This window comes from Actinokineospora sp. PR83, from assembly GCF_021056305.1.
Taxonomy (GTDB): domain Bacteria; phylum Actinomycetota; class Actinomycetes; order Mycobacteriales; family Pseudonocardiaceae; genus Actinokineospora; species Actinokineospora spheciospongiae.
The window spans coordinates 157,359-179,164 of the sequence record NZ_JAJCXD010000035.1 but is presented as its reverse complement, the minus strand read 5'-3'; the positions used below and the strand labels follow the sequence as shown (position 1 = coordinate 179,164).

Below are 21,806 nucleotides of genomic sequence, written 5' to 3'. Positions count from 1 at the left end.
CGGCTGGCTGATCATCATCGTCCACTCCCACGCCGCCTTGCGCCGCGCGAGGAACGCGGTGGGGTCGTCGGCTCGCCACAACCCCTCCAGCGGGGCGACCACGAAGTCCCGACCGAGGGTTTTCCTGCAGGCGAACTTCAGCGTGTACGCCACCGCGTAGAGGGCCTGGACCGCGTTCGCGTACGCGGGTGAGGTGTTCGGGTCGCCCCGGCCGTCGACCGCCGCGTACCGGAACTCGGGTACGTCGACGACGGTGAACTCCTTCGACGGCGCGGAGTAGAGGTCCTTGTGCGCCTTCTTGACGTCGTACTTGTCCACCGCGACCTCCCCTGCCGGTGGGCGGAGTGTAGTTGTCGCCCGGAACCCGGGCACCGGCCAGTTCGGAGTAGGGTCGGAAACAACCTCACAGACCCTGGAGGATTCGCGGTGCCTCGTGTGGAGCTCTCGGCGGGTGGGATCGACTACCAGGACACCGGGGGCGCCGGGCCGGTGCTGGTGTTCACCCACGGCTTCCCGATGAACGAGACCCAGTGGCGCAAGGTCCTCCCGCACCTGGCGGGCTACCGCTGCGTCCTGCCGACGCTGCCGCTCGGCGGGCACCGCACGCCGATGCGCCCGGACGCCGACCTGACCCAGCGCGGGCAGGCGCACATCCTGGCCGACTTCCTCGACGCGCTCGACCTCACCGGCGTGACCCTGGTCGTGAACGACTGGGGCGGCCCGCAGTTCCTGGTCAGCGAGGGCCGCGCCGACCGGGTGGCCCGGCTGGTGCTGGTGGCCTGCGAGGCGTTCGACAACTTCCCGCCGCCGCCCGCCCGGCCGCTGGTGGCGCTGTCCGCGCTGCCCGGCGGGGTGTGGCTGATGATGAAGCTGCTCGGTACGCGGTTCTTCCGCCACAGTGAGAAGACCTTCGGCTGCGTGAGCTTGCGCGGCGTCCCGGACGAGGTCCTCGACGGGTGGTTCGCCCCCGCGACCGGCAGCGCGGCGATCCGCCGGGACCTGCGCAAGTTCGCCGCGGGCACGCCCGAGGCGCCGGTGTTGCTGGAGTGGACCGCCCAGCTCGCCCGGTTCGACCGCCCGGCCCTGGTGGTGTGGGCCGAGCGCGACGCGATGATGCCGCGCGAGCACGGTCCGCGACTGGCCGAGCTGTTGCCGCGGGGGAGGCTGGTCGAGATCGCCGACTCCTCGACGCTGATCCCCGAGGACCAGCCGGAGGAGTTGGCCGGGGTCCTCGTCGAGTTCCTGGTGGACAACGGCGCGAAGCCGGTGCCCGCTCAGCCGTGAGCCGGTCTAGGGCGTGTCCTCAAAGCCGACCACCCCGAAAACCGCCAGCCGGGCACACCAGCAAAACCCCGGGCTTTGAGGACACGGCCTAGTGGTGGGGTTCTCGGGCCGCCACGGCGTCGTTGACCGCGGCAACCAGGTTCGCCGCCCGCGGGTCCGGGACACCCTCCAGGACGTGGTTCATGACGTAGCCGAAGGCGAGCCCGGCGGCCGGGTCGGCGAAGCCCAGCGACCCGCCGAGGCCGGAGAAGCCGAAGGCGGTCGGGCTGTACCAGAAGGCGTCCGGCGTGGGGAGGCCGAAGCCGGTGGCGAACCGGACGGGCACGCGCAGGACCAGGTCGACCCCCGCGGCCCGTTCCGCGGTCGCCGCGGCGAGGGTGTCGGGTTCGAGGACGCGGTGCCCGTCGACCTCGCCGATGAGCGCGGCGTAGAAGCGGGCCAGCGCGCGGGCGGTGCCGATGCCGTTGTACGAGGGCATCTCGGCGGCCCGCACGGCCGGGTCGTTGAGGTCGAGCGCGGGCTGGATGACGGTCAGCGTGGACCGCGCGGTCAACGACGTCGGGTCGAGGTAGGCGGCCATGACGTCGCGCACCGCCTCGGGCAGCGCGTCGAGGTCGACCGCGCCCAGGGCCGCCGGGTCCAGCTCGGGGATGAGGACCCGGCTGACCCGGTGCTGCTCGGCCTCCGGCAGCCCGATCCAGAAGTCCAGGCCGAGTGGCGCGGCGATCTCCTCGGCGAGGAACGCGCCGAGGCTGCGCCCGCTCACCCGGCGCACGACCTCGCCGACCAGCCAGCCGTGGGTGTGCCCGTGGTAGCCGTGCGCGGTGCCCGGCTCCCAGGCCGGGCGCTGCGCGGCGAGCGCGGCCACCACCGGCTCCCCGGCGATCGCCTCGGCCGGGGTGAGCGGCCGGTCGAGCGCGGACAGCCCGGCCTGGTGGGTGAGCAGCCAGCGGACCGGGATGCGCGCCTTGCCGTTGGCCGCGAACTCCGGCCAGTATTCGGCGACGGGCGCGTCGAGGTCCAGCTCACCGCGCTGGGCCAGTAGGTGCGCACAGGCGGCGGTCATGCCCTTGGTGGTGGAGTAGACGACCTGGAGGGTGTCGCGCTCCCACGGGCGGCCGGTCTCGGGGTCGGCCACCCCGCCCCACAGGTCGACGACCTTGCGCCCGTGCAGGTACACCGACACCGCGGCGCCGACCTCCTGCCCGCCGTCGAGGTTGGCCGCGAACGCCGCGCGCACCCCCTCGAACCCCGGTGCGGTCTCCCCGCTGACATCGGGCACGCGCTATCACCATCCGTTCTCGACTGTTCCGGGCCAGGACTCTGCCAGGAGCCGGGCACAGGTCATTCGCGGGAACCCGTCGTCATCGACGTGCGGGCCGTGCTGGGACTGCTGTTCGAGGCGATGCGGGCGGAACCGGACTTCACCCTCGAAGCGCAGGAGGTGGACCGGGCGCGGCGTCGCCCGCGCGTCACCTTCACCGCCCTGCTGGTCAGCCACCAGGCATGGCATCCGCACCGACCTGGCCTGAGAAAACCGACCACCGGCCGACCCGTCATCCAGACGCAGCCGACCGCCTACCTCTGGACCAGACGCAGGTACATCGGCCGGGTACTCGCACCCGTTGTCGCAACCGCCATTCCACCCCTTGGCGACTTACGGGGCGGGTGGCGCACCCTGAGGTCCGCCCCTGCGGACAGGGCTCGTGCGATGGGGTCAGGCGGTCCGCGGTGGTGAGGCGGCGAGCACGGTGCGCTGGATGGCCACGGCGGAGGCGCCGCGGGCCCAGAGCGTCGGGTCGTCGTTGATGAAGCGCAGGTCGATGGGGGAAGCCTCGGCGTGGCGGGCCTGGGCGATGCTCGCCCGGACGCGCGACTCGGCGACCCGGGCGAGGCGGATGCCCTCACCGGTGAGGATGATCCGCTCGGGCTGGGCGATGTTGGCGACGGCCGCGATCAGCGTGCCGAACGCGTGCCCGGCCCGGCCGACGATCTGGTCGGCGACCGGGTCCCCGGCCTCGGCGAGGTCGAGCACCTCGTCGTAGGTGACGGGCCTGCCCAGGGTCAGGGCGGCCTGCGACTGGATCGCGTCGGTGGTGAGCAGGGCCTTCACGCAACCGCGGTGACCTTCCGGGCAGGCGGGGCCGAGCGGGTCGACGGGGAAGTGCCCGAGCAGGCCCAGTCCGGAGTCCGGGCCGCTGACGAGGCGGTCGTGGACCACGAGGCCGCCGCCGACGCCCGCGCCGATGGTGAGCACGGCGAAGCTCTGCACGTCGCGCCCGTCGCCGAACCAGTGCTCGGCCTCCAGCAGGGAGTCCAGGTCGTTGGACACCACCGCGGGCCTGCCGGTGGCCTCGGCCACCGCCGCGCCCAGGTCGACCTCGCCCCAGTGCAGGAACACCGCGCGCTGCACGCGGGAGAAGTCGCGGACCACGGCGCCGATGCCGATGCCGATGGCCGCGACCGGGCGCGCCCGGTCGTCCAGCGCCCCGACCAGTTCGGCGATCCGGGCCACGACGGCTTCCGGGCTCTGGTCGGTGATCTCGACGGTGGCGCTGTCGAGGATGTCCGCCCGCAGGTCGGTCAGCACGCCGTAGGCGCGGAAGCCCGCGAGCTTGATGCCGATGAACCGCTGCACGTCCGGGTCGACGTCCAGCGGTTGCAGCGGTCGCCCGCCTCCGCGCGGGTTCGGTGTCTCCACCTCGCGCAGCAGACCGACGTCCATCAACGGCTTGGTCAGCCGGGTCAGGCTCGCCGTCGACAGGCCCAGGCGGTCGGCCAGTTCCGAGCGGGCCAGTGGGCCGTGGAGCAGCACCTCCAGCGTCACGCGGCGGGCGGAGGGCAGCAGCTGCGCCCAGGGCGATGCGGTGTCGAGCACCGTGCGCTCCTCGTCGGGGGTTGGAGGTGACCGAGAGGTAATAGTACCGCCACGAAACCAACTGGCAAGACCGTGCGCGTAACTAAAACGTGACTAGCTGCGGGTTGACGGGTTACAGTCACCTCCCGGTTAATGTTGCGACAAAGAAAACCGCCGAGCTGGGCGACGACGACGTCGCGACTCTGGAGGATCGACATGCGCAAGCACCCCCTTCGACTGGTCACCGCGATGGCCACCGCCCTGGCCCTGGTGATGACCGGGTGTTCGAGCGGAGGTGACCCCGGGGGCTCCGACACGCTCAAGGTGTGGTGGTGGGAGACCGACGACAGCGCGCTGTCGGCCGCCTGGAAGCAGGCCGTGTCGATCTTCGAGAAGGAGCACCCCGGCGTCACGGTCGAGCAGGAGCTCAAGACCTACGAGCAGATGCAGCAGTCCGGCCAGCTCATCCTCGACTCCAACGACACCCCCGACGTGCTGGAATACCTCAAGGGCAACGCCACCGCGGGCGTCGTGGCCAGGGCGGGCCTGCTCACCGACCTGACCGAGGTCGCCGCGACCCGCGGCTGGAAGCTCGACAACACCGCCCAGGAGGTCGGGCTCTACGACGACAACGGGCTGATGGGCTCGGGCAAGCGGTACGGCATCACGAACTACGGCGAGTACGTCGGCGTCTGGTACAACCAGGACCTCTTCGCCCAGCACGGCGTCGGGGTGCCGACGACCGCGGCCGAGTTCGAGAACGCGCTGAAGACCTTCGCCGACAAGGGCGTCACGCCCCTCGCCCTCGGCTCGGCCGACTACCCCGGCCCGCACCTGCTGTACTCACTGGCCCTGGCGCACATGGACGACAGGTCGCTGGCCGCCTACCAGCGGTTCGAGGGCGGGGTGGACTGGTCGGCCTGGGAGAAGGCCGCCACCACCATGCGCCAGTGGGTCGAGCGCGGGTACATCAGCGCCGACTCGACCGGCATCCCCGCCCAGGACGCGGGCAACGCGTTCATCGCGGGCCAGTACCCGATGTTCGTCTCCGGCACCTGGTGGGCCGGGCAGTTCGCCGCGCAGCCCGCGTTCAAGCCCGGGCAGTTCCTCTTCCCCGGCAACAGGCTGCACCCCGGCTCGGGCGGCAACCTGTGGGTCGTGCCCGCGAAGGCGAAGAACAAGGACCTCGCCTACGACTTCCTGGAGACCACCCAGCGACCCGAGGTGCAGAACCTCCTGGCCGCCAAGGGCGGGGTGCCGGTCGTGTCCGAGCCCGGTGCGACCGATTCGGCGCTGGGGAAGCTGCTCGGCGACCAGTTCGCCGGGCTGCTGTCCGGCGCCAAGGGCGAGCTGGGCCTGTACCCGGACTTCCCGGTGGCCGGGCTCAACGACGTGCTGCTGGCCAAGACCACCGACCTCGTCGGCGGTGACGCGAGCCCGCAGCAGGTGGTCGAGGCGATCAGGACCGCCTACGACGCGGGCAAGCCGACCACCTAGACCGGCCGGGCCGAGAGGATCGCCATGTCCACGCACACCACCGCGCCACGTCGCAGGCGCAACGGGGCGTCCGAACGCCGCAGCGGCTACTGGTGGTACATCCTGCCGGGCGCGATCGGGTTCCTCGCCGTCGTCGCCGTGCCGTTCGGGATGAACCTCTGGTACAGCCTCACCTCCTTCCGCGGCGTCGGCGACCCGGAGTTCATCGGGTTCGACAACTACCAGCGGTTGCTGGGCGACCCGCTGTTCTGGGCTTCGTTCCGGCACAGCGTGGCGTTCATCGTGGCCATGGCGGTCCTCCCGACGGCCATCGGTGTCCTGGTCGCGGCCGTGCTGTTCAACTACATCTCGCCGAAGTTCGGGTCGAGGGTGGCGAGCTTCCTGCGCGCCACCTACTACCTGCCGCAGATCCTGCCGATCGCGGTCGCGGGCGTGCTGTGGAAGTGGATGTACCAACCGCAGTACGGGATCATCAACACCACCCTGCGCGACCTCGGCCTCGACGGCCTGGCGCGCAACTGGCTCGGCGACTCCGACCTGGCCATCTACGCGGTGATGAACGTGCTGGTCTGGCTCCAGATCGGCTACACCGTGGTGGTGTTCATGGCCGGGCTGTCCCGGGTCGACCCGGCGCTGTACGAAGCCGCGGAGCTCGACGGCGCGAGCTGGTGGCAGCAGTTCCGCGCCATCACGGTCAACCAGTTGCGCCCGGAGATCGCGGTCGTGCTGATCACCACCTCGGTCGCGGCCCTGAAGGTGTTCGCGCCGATCTACGTGCTCACCCGCGGCGGTCCGGGCACCAGCACGATCGTGCCCGCCTACTTCTCGTTCTCCAACTTCTTCACCACCACCAAGGTCGGCTACGGCGCCGCGGTGGCGTCCGTGCTGGCGGTGATGATCTCGGTCGTCGCGGTCGCGTTGCTGCGCTACCAGGCCCGCAACTCCGAAGGGTTCGAAGATGACCGTCGATAGCCCGCGGAAGCGGGCCGTGAGCGCGGGGGCCCCACCCGGACCGCGGCCGCGTCGGGTCAAGCGCCGCAAGCGCGGGGTCAGCGGCTGGGTGGTGCTCGCCCTGGTCGCCGGGGTGGGGCTGCTGATGCTGTTCCCGTTCTGGATCGCGGTGATCAACGCGTTCAAGCCCGCGCCGGACTACCTGGCCAACGGCCCGGTCTCGCTGCCCACCGAGCTGGACTTCTCCGCCCTGGCCGACTTCTGGGACGGGGTCGACTTCAACCGGAAGCTGCTCAACAGCGTCGTGATCAGCGGCAGCGTGGCCCTGATCGCGGTGGCGCTGAGCCTGCTGTCGGCCTTCGCCATCGGCATCGGCCGCATCCGCGGGCGGGTGTGGATCCTGGCCCTGTTCATGCTGGCGTTCACGATCCCGCAGGAGGCGCTGGTCTACCCGCTGTTCGTGCTCACCCGGGACCTCGGGCTCTACGACACCACGACCGGAGTCGTCATCATCCTGGCCGTGCTCCAGAGCGCGTTCGGCACCTACATGCTGTCCTCGGTGCTCGGCACCTTCCCCCCGGAGATCCTGGAGGCCGCGCGGCTCGACGGCGCCAGCCGGTTCCAGGTGCTGCGCCTGGTCGTCCTGCCGCTGACCAAGTCGACGATGGCGGTGCTGATGACGTTCTTCTTCATCTGGACCTGGAACGACTTCTTCCTGCCGCTGGTCCTGCTGCCCTCGGCGGACAACCAGACCGTCTCGGTCGCGCTCGGCGCCCTGAGCGGCCAGTACACCAGCGACCCCACGGCCCTGGCCGCCGCGTCGCTGGCGGGCATCCTGCCCGCCCTGGTGTTCTTCCTGATCTTCCAACGCACGCTCATGCGCGGCGTGAACCTCGGTGCGGTCAAATAACCCCTCCACGAAGGACACCCATGACTCTCGACCAGACGGTGACCCCGACCCTGGCCACAGCCCCGTGGTGGACCTCCGCCGTGGTCTACCAGGTCTACCCGCGCAGCTTCGCCGACTCCAACGGCGACGGCGTGGGGGACCTGCCCGGCCTGATCAGCAGGCTGGGCCACCTGGAACGGCTCGGCGTCGACGTCATCTGGCTCTCGCCCGTCTACGCCTCCCCGCACGCCGACAACGGCTACGACATCTCCGACTACCGGGCGATCGACCCCGCGTTCGGCACGCTGGAGGACTTCGACCGCCTGTTGGCGCAGGTGCACGCCCGCGGCATGAAGCTGGTGATGGACCTGGTGGTCAACCACACCTCCGACGAGCACCCGTGGTTTGTGGAGTCCCGGTCGTCGAAGGACAACCCCAAGCGCGACTGGTACTGGTGGCGCCCACCGCGCCAGGGGTTCGACGCGGGGCAGCCCGGAGCGGAGCCCACCAACTGGGAGTCGTTCTTCTCCGGCCCGACCTGGACCCTCGACGAGACGACCGGCGAGTACTACCTGCACCTGTTCGCGTCCCAGCAGCCGGACCTGAACTGGGAGAACCCCGAAGTCCGCCACGCCGTGCACGAGATGATGCGCTGGTGGCTGGACCGGGGCGTGGACGGCTTCCGGATGGACGTCATCAACCTGATCTCCAAGGACCCCGACCTGCCCGACGGCGCCACCACCGGTACCGGCGGCCTCGGTGACGGGTTCCCGCACTACGGCACGGGACCGCGCATCCACGAATTCCTCCAGGAGATGCACCGGGAGGTGTTCGACGGCCGGTCGGGCGAACTGCTGACCGTGGGGGAGATGCCCGGTGTCACCTGGGCGGACGCCCGGCTGTTCACCGACCCGCGACGGCGCGAGCTGGACATGGTGTTCCAGTTCGAGCACGTCTCCCTCGACCACGGCCCCGGCGGCAAGTTCGACCCCACGCCGCTGGACCTGCGCGACCTCAAGGCATCCCTGGGCCGGTGGCAGCGGGAACTGGGCGAGGTCGGCTGGAACAGCCTGTACTGGAACAACCACGACCAGCCCCGCGTGGTGTCCCGCTTCGGCGACGACGGCCGGTATTGGCGCGAGTCCGCCACCGCCCTGGCCACCGTGCTGCACCTGCACCGCGGCACGCCGTTCGTCTACCAGGGCGAAGAGCTGGGCATGACCAACGCGCCGTTCGCGGGCCTGCACGAACTGCGCGACGTCGAATCGCTCAACCACCACGCCGAGGTCACCACCGCGGGCGGTGATCCGGAATCGGTGTTGCGCGGCCTGCGCGCGATGAGCCGCGACAACGCCCGCACGCCCGTGCAGTGGGATTCCAGCCCCACCGCCGGGTTCACCACCGGCGAGCCGTGGATCGCGGTCAACCCCAACCACACCTGGCTCAACGCGCAGGCCCAGTACGACGACCCGGATTCCGTCTTCAACCACTACCGCCGCCTCATCCGGTTGCGCCACGACGACCCGGTGGTGGCGCTGGGCGACTTCCGGATGCTGCTGGCCGACGACCCGCACCTCTACGCCTACGAACGCAGGTTGGGTGACGACCGGCTGCTGGTCGTGGCCAACCTCAGCGGCACACCGCACACCGCCACCCTGGACGGTGGGTGGTCCGCGGCCGACCTGTTGCTGTCCAATGTAGAGAAGCCGTCTGTCGTCAATGGTCGGGTCGCGATGGAACCGTGGTCGGCGCACGTCTTCAGGAAGTCGGGGCGCAACGGATGACGGAGCCGACCTGATCGCGCGACGGCCGATTCCTGCTCATTGACGAAGAAACCATCGATCCATTATTCTGGAAAAGGCCCACCGCCTTCACGGCGAGGGCAACCATTTCGCATTTCCTCGTCCCCGAATCCGACACATCGGCCGGGACAACACGGCCGCCCGTCGGCAATCCGCTCAGGCGGAGCACGCCTGCGCTTCTGCGCCAAGCACGAATCCATGACGACGCACACCCTTCCCAATGACGAGAAGAGGACTTCGCCATGCCCACAGCAAGACTGAGCAGGCCCGCGGCGCTCGCCGCGGGCCTGGCGCTCGCCCTGGCCGGTGCCGTCGGGCCGACCGGGACGGCGAGCGCGCAGGTGCCCCGGACCCAGGCCGTCGCCGCTGCCGTCTCCACGGCCGACACCCCACAGCTCAAGACGTGGTGGCACGACAACCACGAGTTCAACACCGGCACCCCGGTGGCGAACGACAAGGTCAGGCGCTCGTCGTTCTACGACGTCCAGGTCGCCACCGCCGCGGCGCCCGGCACCAGGTACGACTCGTTCGCGTACATGAGCATCCCGCGCAGCGGGAAGGGGAAGATCGGCTACACCAAGGAGGACGGTGCCGAGTTCTCCTCGTCGGCGAACCTGACGATGAGCTGGTCGTCCTTCCAGTACACCACCGACGTGTGGGTGGAGGTCTCCCTGCGCACCGGCCAGAGCATCTCCTCCGCCGACCAGGTCAAGATCAAGCCCAGCAGCCTGGACTTCACCAAGCAGCTCGTCGACGGCGACACCGTCCGCGTCAAGGTCCCCTACAGCGCGGCGGGCCATCGCTTCTCCGTCGAGTTCGACCCGCAGCTCTACACCGCGTACAACGACATGTCGGGGCCCGCCACCGACGCGGGCAAGCTCACCACCGACTCGGGCAACGGCAACCGCGCCATCCACACCGAGCCGCGCAACTCGATGATGATCTTCGCCGAACCGGCGCCCGCCGGAGCGGAGCAGGACCGGCTGATCCCCACCGCGGCGTCGGGCAGCACCTACTACCCGCCGCAGGGCCAGGTCACCAACCTGAACACGATCAGCGAGGAGATCGTGTACTTCCGGCCCGGCACCTACTACATGACCCCGAAGTACCACGCCCTGCTGCCCAAGCAGGTCAAGTGGGTCTACCTGGCACCCGGGGCCTACGTGAAGGGTGCCATCCGCTTCCCCGACGACAGCCAGGGCCTGTACAAGGTCACCGGCTACGGCGTGCTCTCCGGTGAGCAGTACGTCTACGAGGCGGACACCGCCAACAACTACGACCACCTCTCCGGTGCGTCCAACTGCCACTCCACCTGCGTGAAGATGCTGCAGTTCGCCTCGGCCCAGGGCAGGCAGCAGCACCTGGACCTGCAGGGCGTGACCATCAACGAGCCGCCGTACCACTCGTTCGTCGTCTACGGCGACGAGCAGACCTTCAGCATGCGCGTCGAGAACTACAAGCAGGTCGGTTCCTGGTACTGGCAGACCGACGGCATCGAGCTCTACCGCGGCAGCACCATGAAGAACACGTTCTTCAACGCCAACGACGACGTGCTGAAGATGTACCACAGCGACGTCAACATCGACAACACGGTGATCTGGAAGAACGAGAACGGTCCTGTCATCCAGTGGGGCTGGACCCCCCGCGACATCGACAACGTGCGCGTCAGCAACACCCACGTCATCCACAACCGGATGTACTGGAAGGACGTCAAGTACAACACCTGCATCCTCAACTCCTCCTCGCACTGGGAGAACACGGGCTCGACCACCACGGCGAACCCCAGCAGCCGGGTGAAGAACATGACCTTCGAGAACATCACCGTCGAAGGCATGACCAACTGCGCGATCCGCGTCTTCGCCCTGTCCAGCACCGAGAACATCCACGTCAAGAACCTCAAGATCGACGCCTGGAGCCACCTGGACGCCTCCTCCCAGGTCAGCCTCTTCAAGCGGTACAGCAACAGCAGCGGGCAGAAGGTGAACCTGGGCAACGAGACCAGGGACAGCCGCGGCCTGAAGCTGGAGAACTACACCGTCGGCGGCACCGCCATCAACAAGTCCGGTTCCAACTGGGCCGCGGACCAGCTCGGCCGGATCGGCTTCGACGCCGAGACCTGGGACAACTGGAACGCCTGGGGCCCTGGCGGCGGTGACCCGGGCCCGGGGCCGGACCCCGGCGCAGGCAGCATGATCGTCAACGGGGCGAGCGCCAAGTGCGTCGACCGCGCGGGCGGCGGCACGGCCAACGGCACCGCCGTGCAGCAGGGGACCTGCGCCGACTCGCCGTCCACGACCTGGGCGCTCGACGGGCAGCAACTGAAGTCCGGCGGCAAGTGCCTCGACGTCGAGGGCGGGGCCACCGCCAACGGCACCAAGGCCCACCTGTGGGACTGCGGCACCTGGGACAGCCAGAAGTGGGCCTTCCAGTCCGGCGGCGTCCTGAAGAACCTCAAGTCCGGCCGCTGCCTGGACGTCGAGGCCCAGAGCACCACCGCCGGTGCCCGGCTGCACCTGTGGGACTGCGGCACCTGGAACAGCCAGAAGTGGACCCTCACCGGCTGACCGACCCGCACGGTGGCCGCAGGCGCACCCGCACCACCCGGCCTGCGGCCACCGGCCCGTTCCCGTCCACAACCGACAAGCGATTCGCCCGTGGCAGGTGGATCGCCGTGGAACCGCGCCCGGAAGAAATCGCCACTCCGGAAAGTCGCACAATGAATGTCAGTATTGGTCTGATCGGGTAGCACCGCTTTTCCTCATTGACACTGAAAAGTTCGTCTCACTAACCTGAAGAAGCCGCCGCCACGGTGTTCCAGCCCCGGCGGGACACATTTCCCCCCGGTGCTTCCTTCCGCTCTTGACGGAGGCACACCCATGAAGAAGTCAGCCAGGACGACGTGGTCGGCGACCGGAGTCGCCGGTCTCGCGCTGACCGCGGCGGCCGTCGTGTCCGCGCTGCCCGCGAGCGCGAACGTCATCGCGGTCACGTCCCCCGTGAGCGCGGGACCAGCGGCCCACGGCCAGCAGTACCCGGACGGCCCCTCCTCGGTGGACGGCTCGCCGCTGGAGCGGTGCCGCCGCGGCACCGACCACGCCGCACCCGGCCGCAACCCGGTCCTCGACGAGCCGCTCAACACCAGCTTCACGAGCAACGTCGGACTGTCGGTCAAGGTGCAGCTCGAAGGCGGCACGGCCTACGGCAGCCGCAAGCTGGTCTTCACCAACACCAGCGGCGCGCCCGTGCACACCGACTGCCTGGTGCTGAAGTTCCGCGCCCCCTCGGGTTCGGTCGACCACCACTACCGGGCCTCCGTCCAGTACGGACACCCGCAGCAGGATTACATCGAGGTCCCCCGCGGCAACGGCGAGTCGCACTACATCATCCGGTTCGGTTTCCACGACGTGCCGCTGCCCGACCGCACCATCCCGGTCGGGCAGAGCTGGACCTACGAGCTGGCAGGCGCCGACCAGGGCTCGGTGGGCCTGGAGACCACGCGTGACTCCGTCGAGGTCCTGGCGGACATGGACGTCGGCGGCAACGACTGGGTCTCCCAGTACGGCACCAAGCGCCTGGGCAACTGATGCCAGGTGGGTGGCGGTCCCGCAACGGCGCGGGGCCGCTGCCCGGCCACCCCGGGAGGACGCACATGAGAACCCTTGTCTGCCTCGCCCTGAGCGCCGCGGTCACCACCGGGTGCGCGTCCGGCGAAACCGACCACCAGCACCACCGGCACCACTCGACGACGGCGGAGGACGCCGCGCGGCTGCGCGGGGTCGCCACCACCTACCTCGGCCTGCTCTCGGGTGGTGACCCGACCGCGGCGTGGGACATGTGGACCGCCGACGCCCAGCGGCGCGATCCGCGGGAGGTGTTCGTCGACCGGCTCGCGCACTGCGAACCCGGAGTCCCGTACGAGGTGCTCGGCGTCGTCGCCGACGGACCGGACCTCGCCAGGGTCACCTGGCGCCACGGCGAGCGCACCGGCGAGCACCTGCTGCACCTGCGCGACGGGCAGTGGCGCGTCGAGCCCGCCGACACCACCACCTGCGGTGCGCCGTGAACGCCCGCGCGATCGCGTTGCTGCGCGGCTCGCTCGGGCTGGTGTTCGTCTGGTTCGGCGCCCTCAAGCTCGCCGACCTGACACCGGTGGCCGACCTGGTGGCCCGCACCGTGCCGTGGCTGGACCGCCCGCTGCTGCTGGCCTCCCTGGGCGCGGCGGAGGTCGCGCTCGGTGTGGCGCTGTGGCTCGGGCGCCTGCTGCGCTGGGTCGCGGGCGTGGCGGTGGCCCACCTGCTGGGGACGTTCCTGGTGCTGGTGGTCCAGCCGCAGGTGGCGTTCCAGGCGGGCAACCCGCTGCTGCTCACCACCGAGGGCGAGTTCGTGGTCAAGAACCTCGTGCTCATCACCGCGTGCCTGGTGCTCATGGCCGCTGGTCAGCCACAACGCTCCGAAGCCCTGATCGGTGCGGGGGAATAGCCCACGGACGAGGTGGCACGTGCGATCCGCGACGCGGAGCGGCGCGCGGCGCACCACCACGCACAGGGCGGCTGGTATTCGCGCTTCACCGCCGAGATCACCACGCGGTCAACGGCGCGACTGCCTGGAACGCCCCGGACACCCCTGCCGGGCCCGAACCGCGCAGGGGTGAGTGGGGTCGCCGGTGGCGGCCTGCGACCCCACTCCCGCAGGGGCGGTGGCGTCGTCACGGACCAACCGATGGCGACGCCACCGTGGGCCCCGCCACCTCGTCACCAAGCCGTTCGCCACCACCGGCGACGGCGCTCACCGCAGAAGGGGACCACCGTGGAACCGATGGCCGACAGCCGGGAACTGGCACTGAGCCTGTTCAGGTGCGTCGTGGGGCTGCTCTTCGCCTGTCACGGCGCGGCCACCCTCTTCGGCGTCCTGGGCGGTCCGCACGGAGGCCGGACGCCCGACCTCGCGCAGTGGCCGAGCTGGTGGGCCGCGGTCATCCAGCTCCTGGGCGGCGCGCTGGTGCTGCTCGGGATGGCCACCCGGGCCGCCGCCGCCGTGTGCTCCGGCTCCATGGCCTACGCCTACTTCACCGCGCACCAGCCGCACGGCCTGCTCCCGATCGAGAACGGCGGCGAGCCCGCCGCGCTGTTCTGCTGGGCGTTCCTGCTCATCGCCGTCCTCGGCCCCGGCCGGTGGGCGCTGTCCGAACTGCTCACCCGCCCGCGGGTCGACGTCCGGCGGAGGAGGTGATCGCCACAGCCGAACCGCTCGACCCGATGGCCACACACACATCGAGTACTCGGAAGGACTGATCCATGCACGCCACACTGTCGGCGCCCCGGCGCCGGACGGCCCTGCACATCGCCGTGCTGCTGTCCGTCGTCGCATCGCTGCTGAGCTTCCACCAGACCCGCGCCTCGGCGCACGGCACCGTCGTCGACCCGCCGACCCGCAACTACGGCTGCGCCACCCGCTGGTCCGGCCCCGACGCCCCGGGCATGCAGGAGCAGGACCCCATGTGCCACCTCGCGTGGCACCAGAGCCCCGACGCGATGTACAACTGGAACGCCCTGTACGCCAACAACCTCGGCGAGGACATCGAGCACGTCGTCCCCAACGGCCAGATCTGCAGCGCCGGGCGCGCCGAGGCGGGGCGGTACGGCCCGATGGACAACCCGGGCCCGTGGCGGATGACCAAGGTCGGCAGCACGTTCCCCGTCCAGGTCCAGGACGTGGCCAGGCACGGCGCCGACTACCTGAAGATCTACATCACCAAGCAGGGCTTCGACCCGGCCACGTCGACCATCGGCTGGAACAACCTGGACTTCATCAAGCAGACCGGCCGGTACCCGTCCCAACTCGACTACCGGACCGAGGTGAACACCTCCGGCTACACCGGGCGCCACGTCGTCATCACGGTCTGGAAGGCGTCGCACATGGACCAGAAGTACTTCCTGTGCAGTGACGTCGACTTCGGCTGAACAACCCGGTCCTGAAGCCCCGGCCCCCGAAAGCGCCCGTTTTCGGGGGCCGGGGCCAACCCGGCAGGCAGGAGCGGCGCACAAGCCACCGATGATGGAGGCGGCGTCGACCTCGCGCAGCCGATCCACCAGATGCGCGAATGAGGTCGACCCCGGCGCCGCGGCGATCACCGCTGACCGCCGCCTGCGGCTTCCGGATCATCCCGGGGCCGCCGTCGCCGACCGCGCACGCCGGTGACCTCTACGCCTGTCGCTGATCCGCTCGGGGTCAGCCGAGTTGTTCGGCGAGCAAGCGCTGGACGGTCCGGGCGTTCTCCAGGTCGCGGACGACCTCCGGGTGGGTCGCGACGAGCCGGGTGAGGGTGGCGACGGATTCGGCGATCGCGTCCGCGGCCCGTTCGGTGTCGACCCCCTGCTGCTGGCGCACGAAGGCGAAGACGAGTTGCGCCAGGGCGAGCGTCAGCACGTCGCCGGTGCGGGCGGACAGCGCGCCCAGCTCCGCCACGGCCTCCTCGCTGCGCTCCAGCGCGGCCTCGTGGTGGCCCGCGGTGTGTTCGAGGTGGGCCAGTTCGACCTTGGTCATCGCGCTTCGGCGCAGGACGCTGTGCAGCATGTCGTCGCCCATCGGGAACGCGCCCGCGCGGTGTCCGTCCAGCAGGCGCCCGTGGGATTCGATGCTCTCGCGGTAGGCGGAGAGGGCGTCGTCGATCCGGCCCTCCGCGAGGAGGCCGCCCACGGTTCGCGCCAGGATGGCTGCGGCGAACTCGATGCCCTGGTTCGGGGTGAAGGACAGCGCAGGCACACCGCGCTCCTGGGCGGCTTCGGTGAGGGGATTCGGCGGTGCGGGGGTGGGTGGCGGTTCGACGGCGGGTTCCTCCCTGGCGCGGGCGACCCGCCACCAGCCCGCGGCCCCCTGGAGCTCCTGGTTCCGCATGAGGTGGTCGGCCAGTTCCCGGGCCGCTCCCGCGTGGCCCGCCTCGGCCGCGCGTTCGAGGTGGGTGCGGGCGTTGGCCGGGCGGTCCTGCTCCGCGCGGAGCAGCCCCAGGCGGAAGTCCCCGTCGGCGTCCCCGGCCTCGGCGGCGGCGGTGAACCAGGTCGCGGCGCCGTCCAGGTCGCCGTCGGACCACAGGGCCGCGCCCAGCGAGATCATCGCGTTCGTCGCCCCCGCCTCGGCGCCCCGGTGGAACCACTCCCGGGCGGTGCCCCGGTCGCCCCGCTGCCAGTGCAGCACGCCCAGGTCGTGGCAGCCCGCGGTCTGGCCCGCCGCGACGGCCCGGGTCAGCCACGCTTCTGCCTCGGCGGGTCGGTCGCCGTCGAGGTGCAGGTGGCCCAGGTTGAACATCGCCTGCGGCAGGCCCGCCTCTGCGGCCCACTGGTAGCGCTCCGCGGCCTCGGCCACCCGACCGGCCTGCGCCAGCCGCACGCCCTCGTTGAACGCCACCACGGCGGCGGTATCCGGCCCCTCCGGTGACTGCTCGCCCAGGATGCCCAGGTTTCGCACCACGGCCTCCACATAGGATTGAAAACCGTCGTCGACCTGGGCCAGTCGCCGGTACAGCCCGGCGGCCTCGCGCAGCGATCCCACCGCCCGCTCCCGGTCCACTTCGGCGAGGATGGCGCCCTCGGCGGCGAGCGCGTGCGCCAGCACCGGTTCGTGCGCGGTCCGGTCGAGCCGGACCAGCCGCCGGGCCGCCACCACGGCCTCGGCCGCCACCTCGACCGCTTCGCCGTCGCGGCCCACGTCCGACAGCCTGCCCGCGTGGTTCAGCAGCGACAGCGCCAGGTCGGCGCGGTACGCCGTGGGGTTGGCCTCGGTCAGCCCGCGCCGGATCGACACCGCCTCCGCCGAGCACCGCAGCGCCTCGTCGGCGGCACCGAGCCGGAAGTGCGCGGTACCGAGGTTGGTCAGCGCCCGCGCCAGGCCGGGCAGGTGCGCCTGCGGGTCCGCCGCCACCAGCGGCCGGTAGGCGGCGACGCCCTCGGCCAGCACCCCGGCTGCTTCCGCGTCCCGGTTCACCGCCATGAGCCTGGTGCCCAGCCCGTTCAGCGCGAACGCGAAGCGCGGCGGGTCGGTCAGGTCTGTGCCCGCCAGCGCCCGGTGCAGGTCGACGGACTCCTGCGCCGCCGCCACGGCCGGGCCGCGCCTGCCGGTGTTCTGCAACTGGTTGCCGTAGTTGGACAGCGCCAGCGCCAGCGCGGGCCGGTTCCCGATCTCGCGCAGCAGGTCCACGGCCCGGCCGGTGTGCTCGACGGCCTCCCGGTGCCTGCCCAGGTCGGACAGGAAACCGCCGACGTCCATCAGGCAGATCGCCCGGTCCGCGCCGTGGGCACCCGGGTCCAGCTCGGTGAGCCGGTCCAGGGCGGCGAGCGCCCGGTACCCGGCCCGCACCGCCTCCGCCACCCGGCCCGCGTGCGCCAGCCGGGTGGTGAGCCGGGAGTACCAGGACGCGGCGTCGTGCAGCCGGGTCCGGTCGTCGACCCGCTCGCGGACGAGCCGGTCGGTGACCGCGGCGGCGCCCGCGTCCAGGTCGGCGCGGCGGCCCCGGGGGAGGTGCGGCTCGACCGCCAGCAGCACGTCGGTGTCCAGGTGGCGGGCGGCGGCGAGGGCGGCCAGGGCGGCGCTGCCCGCGCGCACGGCCAGGTCCGGGCGCTCGGTCAGCAGGTCGCCGAGCCGCCCGGCCACGTGCGGCCACCGGTCGGCGGCCGAGGCCAGCACGGTCACGGTCCGCGCGGTCACCGCCGGGTCCGGCTCGTCGGGCCGGTCGAGGCCGAGCAGCGCCCGGGGCACGTCGGCCGACCACGGGTCCGGGTCGTAGCCGGTGACGTGGTGCCCGGGCAGCAGCAGCGCGACGAAGTCCTCCGCGAGCCGGTCGGGCAGGAGCGGTTCCAGCTCCAGGGCGCGGTCGCGCGGCGGGTAGCAGAACCGGTGGTCGGTCAGGACGCGCTCGGCCGGTCCCAGGCGCAGGGATTCCAACCGGGCCACGGCGTCGGCGTGCGCGGCGGGCCCGCCCAGGACGGCGGTGAACACCGCGCGAGCCAGCACCGTGGGCGGGGTGTCGAACTCCTCGCCGAGCTGCCGGGTGCCGTGCAGCCTGCGCCAGCCCATGCGCTCGCGGTCGAGCAGGTACGCCGCGATGCCCTCGACCCCGCGCGGCATCGGTTCGCCCGGGAAGCGCACGGTCAGGGCGGACACGAGCGCGGCCATGTGCAGCGCCAGCACCTGCCCGTAGTCGGGGCCGTCGAGGTCCGGCACGGGCTCGGTGATCGGCTCGGGCACTCCCAGAACTCCTCCGAACCGGTCGCGGGCGGCGGTGAAGACCCGTTCGCGGTCGGCGGGCTCCTCGGCCAGTTCGCCCAGCAGCAGGTCGCCCACCGCCACGCCCGTCGAGCGCAGTTCGCCGCGCAGCGCCGCCCACCACTGCACGGTGCGGCCGATCAGCAGCACCCGCACGCGGGGCCCGGCCAGCGCCGGGTCGGCGAACAGCGCCACCAGTTCCGGGTGCGCCCACCGGTCGGCGTAGTCCACGACCACCAGCAGCCTGCGCCTGCCCGCCCGGCCGCCCGCCGCCTCGTCGGGGGCCACGCCATGCCTGGCCTGCGCCACCACCCACCCGTCGGCGGCGGACAGCTCGGCGAAGCGGGCCGCCAGCCGCGACTTGCCCTGGCCGCCGGGACCGTGCAGCAGCAGCGCGGACGGGCCCGCGGTGTCGGCGTCGCGCCACGCGGTGAGCGCGGCCAGCTCGGTCTCCCGGCCGGTGAACGGCACCACCGCGCTGCGCGCGTCGAGCAGGGTGCTGGGCCGGTCGGCGAGCCCGGCGCGGTCCGGCGCGGGGGAGCGGGGGAGGGGTTCGAGCACGGCGGGGCGGGCGTCGGCGCGGCGTTCGTGCACGGCCAGCACGACGGTCAGCACCAGGGACACCGGCAGGCCGATCCAGGCGAAGCGACCCCACCCCTCCGGCAGCGCGTCCGTCGCGATGTTGACCGCGATGGGGAGCAGCAGCACCCCGACCACCACGCCGCCGACCAGCGGCCGTCGCCGCCGCACCTTCTTCGCCATCGGACCTCCCACCGCAGTATCGCGCCGGGGGTGCCCGCGGCGGGCCGGAATGACCGTATTCGGTACGGCCGCCCGGATTCCTCCGGATGTCCCTATCGCCGACGGCGGCTCGCCGTTTATGGTCTAGTCCAATGGGCGCACCCCGGGACTGGTCGTCCGCGGCTACTACCTTCGTCATTGGGGTGTGATCTCGTGATGCGAAAAAGGCGGACGTGGCGACCGGGTGCACTGGTCGCCTCGGCGGCACTGGCCCTCTCCGCGCTGGTCGCCACCGGCGGCACGGCGTCGGCGGCGGCCGACTACACGCAGGGCGCCACGCAGGTGTCGACCTCCCAGGCCCAGGTGTCGTTCACCCCGACCACGGTCGCCCGGTACGTCGACATCCACTACCAGGTCAACGGCGGCGGGCAGCAGAACCTCCGGATGACCGAGTCCGGCGGCACCTGGCGGCAGACGGTCGGGTCGCTGAGCACCGGCGCGCTCCTGGACTACTGGTTCACCTACGAGAAGAGCGGCCCGCAGTACGACACCCCGCACTTCACCTACACCCACGGCGGCGGCACCGGCTCGGTCGCGGCCCCGGCGTTCAGCCCCGGCGGCGGCACGTACGCGACCGCGCAGACGGTCACCCTCTCGACGGCGACCAGCGGCGCGACCATCCGCTACACCGTCGACGGCTCCACCCCCACGGCCTCCTCGACGCTGTACTCCGCGCCGATCAGCGTCCCCTCCTCGCGCACCGTCAAGGCGATCGCGCTCAAGAGCGGCCTGACCACCTCCGCCACCGCGACCGCGTCGTACACGATCGGCGGTTCCGCGGCGACCTGCCCCACCCAGTCCGACACCCCGGACTTCGGCCCCAACACCCGCGTCTTCGACCCGAGCATGCCCGCGGCCACCATCCAGGCCCGGCTCGACGCCGACTTCGCCGCGCAGAAGGACACCCTGACCGCGCAGATGGGCACCGGCCGGGTCGCGCACCTGTTCAAGCCCGGCACCTACGCCGTGCGCGACAACGTCGGCTACTACACCTCCGTCGCAGGCCTGGGCCAGAACCCGGGCGACGTGGTGATCAACGGCGACATCACGGTGGACGCGTTCAACGAGTCCGACCAGGGCGTGGCGTTGCAGAACTTCTGGCGCTCCACGGAGAACCTGGCCGTCAACCCCAGCAGCGGCGCCACCCGCTGGGCCGTGGCGCAGGCCGCGCCGTTCCGCCGCATGGACATCCGCGGCAGCCTCCAGCTCTACCCGGCCAGCTACGGCTTCGCCAGCGGCGGCTACATCGCCGACTCGAAGGTCTCCGGCCAGACCGCCTCGGTGTCGCAGCAGCAGTGGTACACCCGCGACAGCGCCTACGGGAGCTGGGCGGGCGGCGTGTGGAACATGGTGTTCTCCGGCACGTCCGGCGCCCCCGCCAACACCTTCCCCAACCCGCCCGAGACCACCCTCGCCACCACCCCGGTCTCCCGCGACGTGCCCTACCTCTACGTCGACGGCGCGGGCAAGTACCGCGTGTTCCAGCCCGCCCTGCGCACCAACGCCTCCGGCCCGAGCTGGGCGAGCGGCAGCACCCCCGGCACGTCGCTGCCGATGAGCCAGTTCTTCGTGGTCAAGCCCGGCGCCACCGCCTCGTCGATCAACACGGCCCTCGCCTCCGGGTGCCACCTGCTGTTCACCCCGGGCATCTACCACCTCGACCAGACCCTCAACGTCACCAGGGCCGACACCGTTGTCCTCGGCATCGGCTACCCCACGCTCATCCCGGACAACGGCGTCAACGCCATGCAGGTGGCCGACGTCGACGGCGTCCGCCTCAAGGGCCTGCTCTTCGACGCGGGCACCACCAACTCCGCCGCGCTCCTGACCGTCGGCCCGGCGGGCTCGTCGGCGTCGCACGCCACCAACCCCACCACCATCCAGGACGTCTTCTTCCGCATCGGCGGCGCCATCGCGGGCAAGGCGACCACCAGCCTGGTCGTCAACAGCGCCAACGCGGTCATCGACCACATCTGGGCCTGGCGGGCCGACCACGGCAACGCGGGCACCTGGGGCTGGACCCAGGCCACCGGCGACACCGGCGTGATCGTCAACGGCAACAACGTCCTGGCCACCGGCCTGTTCGTCGAGCACTACCAGAAGTACCAGGTCATCTGGAACGGCCAGAACGGCCGGACCATCTTCTTCCAGAACGAAATGCCCTACGACGTGCCGAACCAGGCGAGTTGGCGGAGTCCCAACGGGCTCAACGGCTACGCCGCCTACAAGGTCGCCGACTCGGTCACCAGCCACGAGGCGTGGGGCCTGGGCAGCTACTGCTTCTTCAACGTCAACCCCTCGGTCAGCGCCTACCACGCCTTCGAGGTGCCCAACACCCCCGGCGTGCGGATGCACAACCTGCTGACCGTGTCCCTGAACTACCAGGGAACGATCACCCACGTCATCAACGACGTCGGCGGCGTGACACCCCCGGGCACCGTCCCGGTCAACGTCGTCAACTACCCCTGAC

At 71.3% G+C, this 21,806-nt stretch carries 15 protein-coding genes and 1 pseudogene; 12 read left to right on the top strand and 4 right to left on the bottom strand.

The features are described 5' to 3' along the window. Nucleotides 1-318, bottom strand: a pseudogene (locus tag L6E12_RS12515) (GyrI-like domain-containing protein); the annotation flags it as partial. Nucleotides 319-426: 108 nt separating this feature from the next. Here L6E12_RS12515 and L6E12_RS12510 point away from each other — a divergent pair. Further along, complete coding sequence (locus L6E12_RS12510; RefSeq protein WP_236228068.1) at nt 427-1,284, top strand: alpha/beta fold hydrolase; 858 nt, start codon at nt 427-429, stop codon at nt 1,282-1,284. Nucleotides 1,285-1,372: 88 nt separating this feature from the next. Here L6E12_RS12510 and L6E12_RS12505 read toward each other — a convergent pair whose 3' ends face one another. Together L6E12_RS12505 and L6E12_RS12500 are read right to left on the bottom strand one after the other, a co-directional pair. Further along, entirely contained in the window at nt 1,373-2,566 is a 1,194-nt protein-coding gene (locus tag L6E12_RS12505) for a serine hydrolase domain-containing protein (protein WP_236228067.1), read from the bottom strand. Between the two features lie 435 nt (nt 2,567-3,001). Continuing rightward, nucleotides 3,002-4,162: an ROK family transcriptional regulator gene (locus L6E12_RS12500; protein WP_236228066.1), complete on the bottom strand. Its 1,161-nt coding sequence runs from the start codon at nt 4,160-4,162 to the stop codon at nt 3,002-3,004. A 195-nt stretch (nt 4,163-4,357) separates the two neighbouring features. Between L6E12_RS12500 and L6E12_RS12495 the strand changes: the two genes are divergently transcribed. The 10 genes from L6E12_RS12495 to L6E12_RS12450 all read left to right on the top strand — a co-directional run bounded on the left by L6E12_RS12495 (nt 4,358) and on the right by L6E12_RS12450 (nt 15,240). Further along, a complete protein-coding gene (locus tag L6E12_RS12495) occupies nt 4,358-5,638 on the top strand; it encodes an ABC transporter substrate-binding protein (RefSeq protein ID WP_236228065.1) in 1,281 nt (426 codons plus the stop codon). A 24-nt stretch (nt 5,639-5,662) separates the two neighbouring features. Further along, complete coding sequence (locus L6E12_RS12490; protein ID WP_236228064.1) at nt 5,663-6,610, top strand: carbohydrate ABC transporter permease; 948 nt, start codon at nt 5,663-5,665, stop codon at nt 6,608-6,610. Beyond that, nucleotides 6,597-7,499 (top strand): carbohydrate ABC transporter permease, encoded by a 903-nt coding sequence (locus L6E12_RS12485; protein ID WP_236228063.1) that lies wholly within the window; start codon nt 6,597-6,599, stop codon nt 7,497-7,499. Before L6E12_RS12490 ends, L6E12_RS12485 begins: the two co-directional genes overlap by 14 nt. Before the next feature lie 20 nt (nt 7,500-7,519). After that, complete coding sequence (locus L6E12_RS12480; protein ID WP_236228062.1) at nt 7,520-9,262, top strand: alpha-glucosidase; 1,743 nt, start codon at nt 7,520-7,522, stop codon at nt 9,260-9,262. A gap of 260 nt (nt 9,263-9,522) precedes the next feature. After that, nucleotides 9,523-11,844, top strand: a complete 2,322-nt coding sequence (locus L6E12_RS12475; protein ID WP_236228061.1) for a family 49 glycosyl hydrolase — start codon at nt 9,523-9,525, stop codon at nt 11,842-11,844. A 312-nt stretch (nt 11,845-12,156) separates the two neighbouring features. Next, nucleotides 12,157-12,864 carry a hypothetical protein gene (locus tag L6E12_RS12470; protein WP_236228060.1) on the top strand — a complete coding sequence of 236 codons (708 nt, stop codon included), beginning with the start codon at nt 12,157-12,159 and terminating at the stop codon, nt 12,862-12,864. Between the two features lie 65 nt (nt 12,865-12,929). After that, a complete protein-coding gene (locus tag L6E12_RS12465; RefSeq protein WP_236228059.1) occupies nt 12,930-13,343 on the top strand; it encodes a hypothetical protein in 414 nt (137 codons plus the stop codon). After that, entirely contained in the window at nt 13,340-13,759 is a 420-nt protein-coding gene (locus tag L6E12_RS12460) for a DoxX family membrane protein (protein WP_236228058.1), read from the top strand. Before L6E12_RS12465 ends, L6E12_RS12460 begins: the two co-directional genes overlap by 4 nt. 336 nt (nt 13,760-14,095) lie before the next feature. Next, nucleotides 14,096-14,509 (top strand): DoxX family protein, encoded by a 414-nt coding sequence (locus tag L6E12_RS12455; RefSeq protein ID WP_236228057.1) that lies wholly within the window; start codon nt 14,096-14,098, stop codon nt 14,507-14,509. Between the two features lie 65 nt (nt 14,510-14,574). Continuing rightward, nucleotides 14,575-15,240, top strand: coding sequence for a lytic polysaccharide monooxygenase (locus tag L6E12_RS12450; RefSeq protein ID WP_236228056.1), 666 nt, complete (start codon nt 14,575-14,577; stop codon nt 15,238-15,240). A gap of 268 nt (nt 15,241-15,508) precedes the next feature. Here the strand turns inward: L6E12_RS12450 and L6E12_RS12445 are convergent, their stop codons facing one another. Next, a complete protein-coding gene (locus L6E12_RS12445; RefSeq protein ID WP_236228055.1) occupies nt 15,509-19,297 on the bottom strand; it encodes a tetratricopeptide repeat protein in 3,789 nt (1,262 codons plus the stop codon). A 195-nt stretch (nt 19,298-19,492) separates the two neighbouring features. Here L6E12_RS12445 and L6E12_RS12440 point away from each other — a divergent pair, with 195 nt between their 5' ends. Beyond that, nucleotides 19,493-21,805: a chitobiase/beta-hexosaminidase C-terminal domain-containing protein gene (locus L6E12_RS12440; protein WP_236228054.1), complete on the top strand. Its 2,313-nt coding sequence runs from the start codon at nt 19,493-19,495 to the stop codon at nt 21,803-21,805. Nucleotide 21,806 lies beyond the last annotated feature (1 nt).

Bases quoted from the DNA above. Each gene is read 5' to 3' on its own strand.
- L6E12_RS12495 (WP_236228065.1), top strand. From the start codon at position 4,358: ATGCGCAAGCACCCCCTTCGACTGGTCACCGCGATGGCCACCGCCCTG.
- L6E12_RS12490 (WP_236228064.1), top strand. From the start codon at position 5,663: ATGTCCACGCACACCACCGCGCCACGTCGCAGGCGCAACGGGGCGTCC.
- L6E12_RS12485 (WP_236228063.1), top strand. From the start codon at position 6,597: ATGACCGTCGATAGCCCGCGGAAGCGGGCCGTGAGCGCGGGGGCCCCA.
- L6E12_RS12480 (WP_236228062.1), top strand. From the start codon at position 7,520: ATGACTCTCGACCAGACGGTGACCCCGACCCTGGCCACAGCCCCGTGG.
- L6E12_RS12475 (WP_236228061.1), top strand. From the start codon at position 9,523: ATGCCCACAGCAAGACTGAGCAGGCCCGCGGCGCTCGCCGCGGGCCTG.
- L6E12_RS12470 (WP_236228060.1), top strand. From the start codon at position 12,157: ATGAAGAAGTCAGCCAGGACGACGTGGTCGGCGACCGGAGTCGCCGGT.
- L6E12_RS12465 (WP_236228059.1), top strand. From the start codon at position 12,930: ATGAGAACCCTTGTCTGCCTCGCCCTGAGCGCCGCGGTCACCACCGGG.
- L6E12_RS12455 (WP_236228057.1), top strand. From the start codon at position 14,096: ATGGCCGACAGCCGGGAACTGGCACTGAGCCTGTTCAGGTGCGTCGTG.
- L6E12_RS12450 (WP_236228056.1), top strand. From the start codon at position 14,575: ATGCACGCCACACTGTCGGCGCCCCGGCGCCGGACGGCCCTGCACATC.
- L6E12_RS12445 (WP_236228055.1), bottom strand. From the start codon at position 19,297: ATGGCGAAGAAGGTGCGGCGGCGACGGCCGCTGGTCGGCGGCGTGGTG.
- L6E12_RS12440 (WP_236228054.1), top strand. From the start codon at position 19,493: ATGCGAAAAAGGCGGACGTGGCGACCGGGTGCACTGGTCGCCTCGGCG.